The sequence below is a fragment of the Roseobacter sp. genome, assembly GCF_039970775.1.
GTDB lineage: Bacteria > Pseudomonadota > Alphaproteobacteria > Rhodobacterales > Rhodobacteraceae > Roseobacter.
This window is the reverse complement of record NZ_JBDVLG010000041.1, coordinates 126,174-135,420: the sequence shown is the minus strand read 5'-3', so window position 1 is coordinate 135,420 and position 9,247 is coordinate 126,174. Positions and strand designations below refer to the sequence as shown.

At 55.8% G+C, this 9,247-nt stretch carries 8 protein-coding genes; 6 read left to right on the top strand and 2 right to left on the bottom strand.

Features of this window, described 5'->3' with window-relative positions; translation table 11 throughout:
• A partial coding sequence (locus ABJH13_RS10155; RefSeq protein WP_348405874.1) for an IS3 family transposase occupies window positions 1-122 on the top strand: 122 nt, incomplete at its 5' end.
• 306 nt (window positions 123-428) lie between these two features.
• On the opposite strand, the gene clpA is transcribed toward ABJH13_RS10155, so the two are convergent.
• Together clpA and gloB are read right to left on the bottom strand one after the other, a co-directional pair.
• Entirely contained in the window at window positions 429-2,750 is a 2,322-nt protein-coding gene (clpA, locus tag ABJH13_RS10150; RefSeq protein ID WP_348406095.1) for an ATP-dependent Clp protease ATP-binding subunit ClpA, read from the bottom strand.
• Window positions 2,751-2,925: 175 nt separating this feature from the next.
• Entirely contained in the window at window positions 2,926-3,702 is a 777-nt protein-coding gene (gloB, locus tag ABJH13_RS10145; protein ID WP_348406094.1) for a hydroxyacylglutathione hydrolase, read from the bottom strand.
• 62 nt (window positions 3,703-3,764) lie between these two features.
• Between gloB and ABJH13_RS10140 the strand changes: the two genes are divergently transcribed.
• The 5 genes from ABJH13_RS10140 to atpD all read left to right on the top strand — a co-directional run bounded on the left by ABJH13_RS10140 (window position 3,765) and on the right by atpD (window position 9,243).
• Complete coding sequence (locus ABJH13_RS10140; protein ID WP_348406093.1) at window positions 3,765-4,499, top strand: methyltransferase domain-containing protein; 735 nt, start codon at window positions 3,765-3,767, stop codon at window positions 4,497-4,499.
• A gap of 310 nt (window positions 4,500-4,809) precedes the next feature.
• Entirely contained in the window at window positions 4,810-5,370 is a 561-nt protein-coding gene (locus tag ABJH13_RS10135; protein ID WP_348406092.1) for a F0F1 ATP synthase subunit delta, read from the top strand.
• Window positions 5,371-6,909, top strand: a complete 1,539-nt coding sequence (atpA, locus tag ABJH13_RS10130) for a F0F1 ATP synthase subunit alpha (RefSeq protein ID WP_348406091.1) — start codon at window positions 5,371-5,373, stop codon at window positions 6,907-6,909. It abuts the gene before it with no gap.
• Between the two features lie 14 nt (window positions 6,910-6,923).
• The gene (locus tag ABJH13_RS10125) at window positions 6,924-7,799 is read left to right on the top strand and encodes a F0F1 ATP synthase subunit gamma (RefSeq protein WP_348406090.1); all 876 of its coding nucleotides are present in this window, start codon (window positions 6,924-6,926) and stop codon (window positions 7,797-7,799) included.
• 19 nt (window positions 7,800-7,818) lie between these two features.
• On the top strand, window positions 7,819-9,243 hold the full coding sequence (atpD, locus tag ABJH13_RS10120; RefSeq protein ID WP_348406089.1) for a F0F1 ATP synthase subunit beta: 1,425 nt from the start codon (window positions 7,819-7,821) through the stop codon (window positions 9,241-9,243).
• The last annotated feature ends 4 nt before the right edge of the window (window positions 9,244-9,247 follow it).

Below are 9,247 nucleotides of genomic sequence, written 5' to 3'. Positions count from 1 at the left end.
AGGGCGTGTTCGATTACATCGAAGTGTTTTACAACTCGACACGCAAGCACGCCAGCAATGGCATGCTGTCGCCAGTTGACTATGAAATCGAACGAAGGAAAATGAACGAGGCAGGTGTCTAGGAAACTAGGGGCACCTTATGCCATGCTCGCGGCATAGTTCAGAAACCGGTACACCGCCCTCTCCGCTTGCTTCAGGATCGCCCCCCGGGCAATGCACGACCTGCGCGTCGCTGCATCGTCCTTTCGGTTCTTCATTCTAAAACACTTCTTCGTTCATGCCATCCATCTTAACCGCCAACATAAATGTCTGAGACGACCTCTCTGCACGGACTAAGATCGCACTATCAGTGGCGGTTAGTAGGGACAGAGATGTAATATTAAGAACGCTCCGCATACTATGCGGAGCGTTCTTAAGTCGGTAATTTGCTACTCAGCCGTTAAAAGGGGCGGCTTATCCCCTGATATACGTGGCTTGTCTGGCCCTTCGATCTTTAGATCGATTTCGCCTCCCTTGATCCCGACTTTAACGATCCCGCCCTTTGCCAACTTGCCAAAGAGGAGGTCTTCGGCCAATGGCTTTTTGATGTGCTCTTGAATGACCCGACCCAGTGGACGAGCGCCCATCTTGCTATCGTATCCTTTGTCGGCCAACCATTCTGCAGCAGGTTTGGTGAGCTCAATAGTCACATTGCGATCCATCAACTGCGCTTCCAGTTGCAGGACAAATTTTTCGACCACCTGCAAAATGACTTCTTTGGGTAAGGGGGCAAAACTAATGACAGCATCCAGCCGGTTACGGAATTCTGGTGTGAACGTCCGCTCAATGGCTGCTGTATCTTCACCTTCGCGACGATCGCGGCCAAACCCGATAGCCTCTTTAGCCTGCTCAGAAGCGCCGGCATTTGAGGTCATAATGAGGACCACGTTGCGGAAATCCACGGTGCGCCCATTGTGATCGGTTAGCTTGCCGTGGTCCATCACCTGCAACAGTATATTATACACGTCGGGGTGGGCTTTTTCCATTTCGTCAAGCAACAGCACACAATGCGGGTGTTGATCTACGCCATCGGTAAGCATGCCGCCTTGATCGAAGCCGACATAGCCTGGAGGGGCGCCAATCAAACGACTGACAGCGTGCTTTTCCATATATTCAGACATGTCGAACCGTAAAAGTTCTACGCCCAATGTATCGGCCAACTGTTTGGCGACTTCTGTCTTCCCGACACCAGTAGGGCCCGCGAAGAGATAGTTGCCGATGGGTTTTTCTGGTTCACGCAAGCCTGCGCGCGCCAATTTGATCGCAGAGGCCAAAGCTTCGATCGCATTGTCTTGGCCAAACACCACACGCTTCAACGACCCTTCTAGGTCTTTCAGCACTTGCGCATCATCTTTCGAGACCGATTTGGGTGGAATACGGGCGATCTTGGCCACGACATTCTCGATTTCTTTAGTCCCGATCGTTTTCCGGCGCTTCGCTGCCACAACCAGATGTTGCGCGGCGCCTGCCTCATCGATGACATCAATCGCCGAATCGGGCAGCTTGCGGTCATTGATGTAACGTGACGCCAATTCCACCGATGTTTTTATCGCATCGGCAGTGTATTTGACTGAATGGTGATCTTCGAAATAAGGTTTCAATCCACGCAGAATTTTCACCGCATCTTCGACCGACGGCTCATTGACATCGACCTTTTGGAAACGACGGCTCAATGCGCGATCTTTTTCGAAATGCTGGCGGAACTCTTTGTAGGTTGTGGAGCCCATGGTGCGCAGCTTGCCACCCGCCAACGCAGGTTTGAGCAAATTAGAAGCATCCATCGCCCCGCCAGATGTCGCGCCGGCACCGATCACAGTGTGGATTTCGTCGATAAACAGAACGGCATCTTGATGCTGTTCCAACTCGTTCACGACAGCCTTGAGCCGTTCTTCAAAATCACCACGGTATCGCGTCCCAGCGAGCAACGCCCCCATGTCGAGCGAATATATCGTAGTGTTTTCCAGAACTTCGGGTGTTTCTCCAGCGACGATCTTGCGCGCCAAACCTTCTGCAATGGCCGTTTTGCCAACGCCTGGGTCACCCACAAGAAGCGGGTTGTTTTTGCGCCGACGGCACAGCACTTGAATGCAACGTTCGACCTCAGAATCCCGACCGATCAGGGGGTCAATATCGCCCTCGCGGGATTTCGCATTGAGATCGACGCAATATTTCTCAAGCGCGCTCTCTTTCTTTTCGCCATCTGTGACCCCTTGGGCCTCTTCTTCATGCTCGGGCGCGCCGGAAACCGGGCGTTGCTCGCCAAAGGCGGGGTCTTTTGCAACGCCGTGCGCGATGAAGTTCACAGCGTCATAGCGGGTCATGTCCTGCTCTTGCAGGAAATAGGCTGCATTACTCTCGCGTTCCGCGAAAATAGCGACCAGCACGTTGGCACCGGTCACTTCGGTGCGGCCAGAAGATTGCACGTGGATGGCCGCGCGTTGGATAACCCGTTGAAATGCGGCAGTTGGGACGGCTTCAGAGCCATCTACATCTGTCACCAGATTGCTGAGATCTTCGTCAACGAACTCTACCAGAGTTGTGCGCAGATCATCGATATCGACGCTGCATGCTTTCATCACCCGCGTTGCATCGGGTTCATCAATGAGTGCCAGAAGCAGATGTTCCAGCGTTGCAAATTCATGACGACGGGCATTAGCCAATGCCAGTGCGGAATGGATTGCCTGTTCCAGTGTGGTCGAAAATGAAGGCACGGCGCGTGCTCCTTCTGATCGGGGTCAGTGGCGGATCCGGTTCATGCCGATCCGTCAGATGACCATGGCCTCATAACGTTAGAGTTTGGTTGATCGCAGCCCTGCTTCAAGGTCTTTTTTCTCATTTTTAGTCACAAAGTACGTGAAGCCTGCATAAAAGACTGCGAATTCGGCATTAGAAGGCGTCCTTGCGGGCGCGGATTTCAGCAAAGACCTCAACATCCGCGGCGTCAGTCATGCCCAGACGGGCGCGGATATCACGGTCGGCGACACGCAGAAATGGATTTGTCGCCATTTCAAGCGCCAGCGTGGAAGGAACGGTAGCCTCATCTGCAGCGCGTGCTGTGGCGATGGCTTCGCGTCTAGATATAAGGTCAGGATTATCGGGATCAATGGTTAACGCAAACTTACCGTTGGACGCGGTATATTCATGACCAGAGAATATAGTTGTCTGAGGGGGCAGCGCCATCAGCTTTTGCAGGCTGTCCCACATTTGCACCGGCGACCCTTCAAAGAGACGCCCGCACCCCAAAGCCATCAGACTATCGGCGGTAAAGACGGCCTCTTCGTCGGGGATGTGAAATGCGATATGGCCGACGGTATGGCCGGGCACCTCGATCACCTCGACATCGCGGTTGGCGAAAACGAATTTGTCTTCCTCGCGGACCTCGTGGGTCAGGGGGGGCAGGCGGTGCGCATCGGCGGCAGCGCCCACCACCTCTACGCTATATACACCCTGTATTTCTTTCAGCCCCTGCACGTGATCCGGATGGTGATGCGTCAACCACACCGCGTTCAAGGACCATCCGCGTGCCGACAACACCTGTAGAATCGGCGCGGCGTCTGGCACATCAACCAACGCTGTCTGCCCTGATCGGCGATCATGCACCAAAAACGCGTAGTTATCCGACAGGCAGGGCACCGTGACGATCTCAAGCGGATCAAAGGGCATGGTCATTTTCCTTGTGGTTTGCGAAGCTCGGTACAGATTGACCCAACACGAGACGGGCTGCAATGCATCTAGACGTGCAAGACTTGCGTAACTTCTACTATCGCTCGGCGCTGGGGCGGGCGGCTCAGGCGAGCTTACGCGCCCGTATTCTGGAACTTTGGCCCGAAGCCAAGGGTCAGACGGTGGTTGGCTATGGCTTTGCGGCGCCGTTATTGCGGCCCTACCTCAAAGAGGCGCGCCGGGTCATGGCGTTGATGCCCGGTCCCCAAGGGGTGATGCCTTGGCCCGCCAAAATGCCGAATGTTGCGGTTTTGACAGAAGAAACGCTATGGCCGTTAGAAACCGGGCACGTGGACAAGTTGATCCTGCTGCATGGGCTCGAAACCTCGGAACGGGCCTCGGACCTGCTAGAGGAATGCTGGCGGGTGTTGGGGCCGGGCGGGCGGGCGTTATTTATCGTGCCGAACCGGGCCGGGCTATGGGCGCGGCGCGACAGAACACCCTTCGGCTTTGGGCGGCCCTATTCGCCCGGTCAGCTCGAAGCGCAATTGCGCAAACATCAATTCTTGCCCGAACGCCACGTGAGCGCGTTGTATCAGGTGCCGTCGGTGCGAAAAATATGGATGAAATCGGGCCCGGCGTTTGAAAAGATCGGCCGCGGGATGCCGACGATATTGGCGGGGGGGGCGGTTATCGTGGAGGCGACCAAACTGGTTTACCCGCCCAAAGCCAAAACAGAACGGGGGCGCAAATTGCGGGCCAGCTCGGTGATGAAACCTGCGGTCAAACCGGTTTGACGGCAGGCCGCGTTGGGGCATCAAAATCGCGCGATGTTCGCAAATTTAGGCGGGGGGAATCGAAAAAACCGGGGTCAATTGCGCAAAAAGTTAAAAGTTTCTTAGCGTCCAAACGGTCGCACTGGCATCAAGTCCCTGAAAACGCTGAATAACACCTATATTGCCATTGCGCTATCTCATGTTGCGGGGTGTGATCCTGTCTGCTACATCACCGCTGATTTCGACGTCTTGAGTTACTTCAAGCCGCGCCAACACTCTCGGTGACGCGTTCATTTCGTGCATCCGGGGCCAGAACATCGGAAGGGTGGACGTGTCAGAACCAGCTTCGATTTCCACAAGTATCGCTGCGCGTTATGCGACTGCGGTCTATGAAATTGCAAAGGACGGCAATGCGGTTGCCGCGCTCGAGAAAGATCTCGATGCGTTGAAAACCGCGCTTGGTGAAAGCGCCGATTTTAGTGCATTGATCGGGTCACCGATTTATTCGCGCGACGATCAGGCCGCGGCCATCGCAGCCATCGCCAAGAAAATGGCGTTGTCAGAGACCATTGCCAACACGTTGGCCTTGATGGCGCAAAAACGCCGTCTCTTCGTGCTGCCGCAATTGGTCGGCACGTTGCGCGATATTATCGCGGCAGAGAAGGGCGAGGTCACCGCCGAGGTGACATCTGCCAAAGCGTTGACGAAAACGCAGGTCGATAAACTGGCCAAATCGCTCAAAGCCTCCACAGGCAAAACCGTGACACTCGATGCAACCGTAGATGAAAGCCTCATCGGTGGTCTCATCGTCAAAGTGGGTTCGCGCATGGTCGATACATCGATCCGCGCGAAACTGAATTCCCTCCAGAATGCAATGAAAGAGGTCGGATAAATGGGTATCCAAGCTGCAGAAATTTCTGCGATCCTGAAAGACCAGATCAAAAACTTCGGTCAGGAAGCCGAAGTGGCCGAAGTTGGTCGTGTGTTGTCCGTCGGTGACGGTATCGCGCGCGTTTACGGTCTGGACAATGTGCAGGCCGGTGAAATGGTCGAATTTCCCGGTGGCATCCAGGGTATGGCGCTGAACCTCGAAGCCGATAACGTCGGCGTCGTGATCTTTGGGTCCGACCGGGACATCAAAGAAGGTGACACCGTCAAGCGCACGAACTCTATCGTGTCCGTGCCCACAGGCGACGAACTGCTGGGCCGTGTTGTTGACGGTCTGGGCAACCCGATCGACGGCAAAGGTCCGATCACGACATCGACCACATCGCAGGCCGAAGTCAAAGCGCCGGGCATCATCCCGCGTAAATCGGTGCACGAACCCATGGCAACCGGCCTCAAGGCCGTCGATTCGATGATCCCGATTGGTCGTGGTCAGCGCGAATTGATCATCGGCGACCGTCAGACAGGTAAAACTGCTGTGGCGCTCGATGCGATCCTGAACCAAAAATCCTACAACGAAGCGGCCGGCGACGATGAGGGCAAAAAGCTCTATTGTGTCTACGTTGCGATTGGCCAAAAGCGGTCCACCGTGGCGCAGCTGGTCAAAAAGCTCGAAGAAACGGGCGCGATTGAGTATTCGATCGTTGTGGCCGCAACAGCGTCCGAACCCGCGCCGATGCAGTTCTTGGCACCTTACGCTGCGACAGCCATGGCCGAGCATTTCCGCGATAATGGCCGCCACGCGCTGATCGTCTATGATGATCTGTCCAAACAGGCCGTGTCTTACCGTCAGATGTCACTGTTGCTGCGTCGCCCACCGGGCCGTGAAGCGTACCCTGGCGACGTTTTCTATCTCCACTCTCGTTTGCTGGAACGCTCCGCGAAACTGGGCGATGCCGCTGGTAACGGGTCTTTGACGGCGCTGCCGATCATCGAAACCCAAGGTGGTGACGTGTCCGCGTTTATTCCGACCAACGTGATTTCGATCACCGACGGTCAGATCTTCTTGGAAACCGAACTGTTCTACCAAGGCATCCGCCCTGCTGTGAACACCGGTCTGTCGGTGTCGCGGGTTGGGTCTTCGGCGCAAACCAAGGCGATGTCGTCTGTGGCTGGCCCGGTGAAATTGTCGCTGGCGCAGTACCGCGAAATGGCTGCCTTTGCGCAGTTTGGTTCAGACCTTGATGCCTCGACCCAGCAGCTGCTGGCCCGCGGTGCGCGTTTGACCGAACTGATGAAGCAAGCGCAGTATTCGCCACTGACCAACGCCGAAATCGTTTGCGTGATCTTTGCAGGGACCAACGGGTTCCTCGACAAGGTCGACGTCAAAGAGGTGGGTCGTTTTGAAACTGGCATGCTGGCGCATCTGCGCTCCAAGCATCAGGCGCTGTTGGACGATATCACCAACAACGACCGCAAGGTTAAAGACGAACTGGCCGATGCCATCAAGGCCGCGATCGGCGAATTTGCCGCTGATTTCGCATAAGGGGATAAGCAGCAATGCCTAACCTTAAGGACCTGAAAAACAGGATCGCGTCGGTCAAATCGACCCGCAAGATCACAAAGGCCATGCAAATGGTTGCCGCGGCGAAACTTCGCCGCGCGCAGGAAGCTGCCGAACAGTCGCGCCCTTACACAGAACGGTTTAATGCCGTGATGGCGGGGTTGGCTGCATCGGTGGGCGGCTCTGATTCCGCACCCAAGTTGCTGTCGGGGACCGGCAGTGACAAAGTGCAGCTGCTCGTTGTTATGACCTCCGAGCGGGGTCTGTGTGGCGGTTTCAATTCCAACATCGCCAAACTGGCGCGCAGCCATGCGCAAAAACTGCAAGCCGAAGGTAAGGACGTCAAAGTTCTGACCGTTGGTAAAAAGGGTCGCGATCAGTTGAAACGCGATCTGGGTAGTTTCTTCATTGGCCACGTGGACCTCACCGAGGTCAAACGCGTGGGCTATGCAGATGCGCAGGGTATCGCAAAAGACGTGCTTGCACGTTTTGACGCGGGCGAATTCGACGTGGCTACATTGTTCTATTCCAAATTCGTGAATGTGGTCAGCCAGACCCCAACCGCGCAACAGATCATTCCGGCGAAATTTGACACGGAAGAGGGCGCTGAGCCATCGACGTTGTTCGATTACGAACCGTCGGAAGAAGCAATCCTTGCTGATCTGCTGCCGCGCGGTGTGGCCACGCAGATTTTCGCAGGTCTGCTCGAAAATGGCGCCTCCGAACAGGGCGCGCGGATGTCTGCAATGGACAACGCAACCCGCAACGCAGGCGATATGATCGACCAGCTGACCATCGAATTTAACCGTTCGCGTCAGGCTGTGATCACCAACGAGCTGATCGAAATCATTTCCGGCGCGGAAGCGCTGTAAGACAAACCGGAGAAACGACATGGCAAATGCAGTCGGCAAAATTACTCAGGTCATCGGCGCGGTCGTCGACGTCCAATTCGAAGATCACCTGCCGGAGATCCTCAACGCTCTGGAAACAGACAACAACGGCAACCGTCTTGTGCTGGAAGTGGCGCAGCACCTCGGTGAAAACACCGTGCGTGCCATCGCGATGGACGCAACAGAAGGCCTCGTGCGCGGCCAAAAAGTGACCGACACAGCTGGTCCAATTTCGATCCCAGTGGGTAACGCCACATTGGGTCGCATCATGAACGTCGTCGGCGAGCCCGTTGACGAGCAGGGCCCTGTAAACGCGGACGAAAAACGGTCAATCCACCAGGAAGCGCCAGCCTTCGCCGAACAGTCCACCACATCCGAAGTGCTGGAAACCGGCATCAAGGTGATCGACCTTTTGGCCCCCTACGCCAAGGGTGGTAAAATTGGTCTCTTCGGCGGTGCGGGCGTTGGTAAAACCGTTTTGATCATGGAACTGATCAACAACATCGCCAAAGTGCACTCGGGCTATTCCGTGTTCGCCGGTGTTGGCGAGCGGACGCGTGAAGGCAACGACCTTTACCACGAGATGATCGAATCCAACGTGATCGACCCCGAGAACCTCGAGAACTCGCAGGTTGCGCTGGTTTACGGCCAAATGAACGAGCCTCCAGGAGCGCGGATGCGTGTTGCCCTGACCGGTCTGACACTGGCCGAACAGTTCCGTGACCAATCCGGTACCGACGTTTTGTTCTTTGTGGACAACATCTTCCGCTTTACTCAAGCGGGTTCCGAAGTGTCCGCCCTGTTGGGCCGTATTCCTTCTGCTGTGGGCTACCAGCCGACGCTCGCAACCGACATGGGTGCGATGCAGGAACGGATTACATCCACCAAAGCCGGTTCGATCACGTCCGTGCAAGCCGTTTACGTGCCTGCGGATGACTTGACCGACCCTGCGCCAGCGACATCGTTTGCGCACCTCGATGCGACGACGGTTCTGTCCCGTGCGATCTCAGAGCTGGGTATCTACCCGGCGGTTGACCCGCTCGACAGCTCGTCGCGCTTGATGGATCCACAGGTTGTGGGCGAAGAGCACTACGCAGTTGCCCGTGAGGTTCAAGGTATCCTTCAGCGTTATAAATCGTTGCAAGATATCATCGCGATCCTCGGCATGGATGAACTGTCGGAAGAGGACAAGCTGACCGTGGCACGTGCCCGGAAAATCCAGCGCTTCCTGTCCCAGCCGTTCGATGTTGCGAAGGTCTTCACCGGGTCTGACGGTGTGCAGGTGCCTTTGGCCGACACAGTCGAGAGCTTCAAAGCGGTTGTGGCCGGTGAATACGATCACCTGCCCGAAGGCGCGTTCTACATGGTTGGCGGCATCGAAGAAGTGAAAGCCAAAGCCGAGAAAATGGCAGCAGACGCTGCCTAAGGAG

What these genes read in the sequence shown, in the direction of transcription:
- gloB (WP_348406094.1), bottom strand. Translation starts at nt 3,702, where the DNA reads ATGCCCTTTGATCCGCTTGAGATCGTCACGGTGCCCTGCCTGTCGGAT.
- ABJH13_RS10140 (WP_348406093.1), top strand. Translation starts at nt 3,765, where the DNA reads ATGCATCTAGACGTGCAAGACTTGCGTAACTTCTACTATCGCTCGGCG.
- atpA (WP_348406091.1), top strand. Translation starts at nt 5,371, where the DNA reads ATGGGTATCCAAGCTGCAGAAATTTCTGCGATCCTGAAAGACCAGATC.
- ABJH13_RS10125 (WP_348406090.1), top strand. Translation starts at nt 6,924, where the DNA reads ATGCCTAACCTTAAGGACCTGAAAAACAGGATCGCGTCGGTCAAATCG.
- atpD (WP_348406089.1), top strand. Translation starts at nt 7,819, where the DNA reads ATGGCAAATGCAGTCGGCAAAATTACTCAGGTCATCGGCGCGGTCGTC.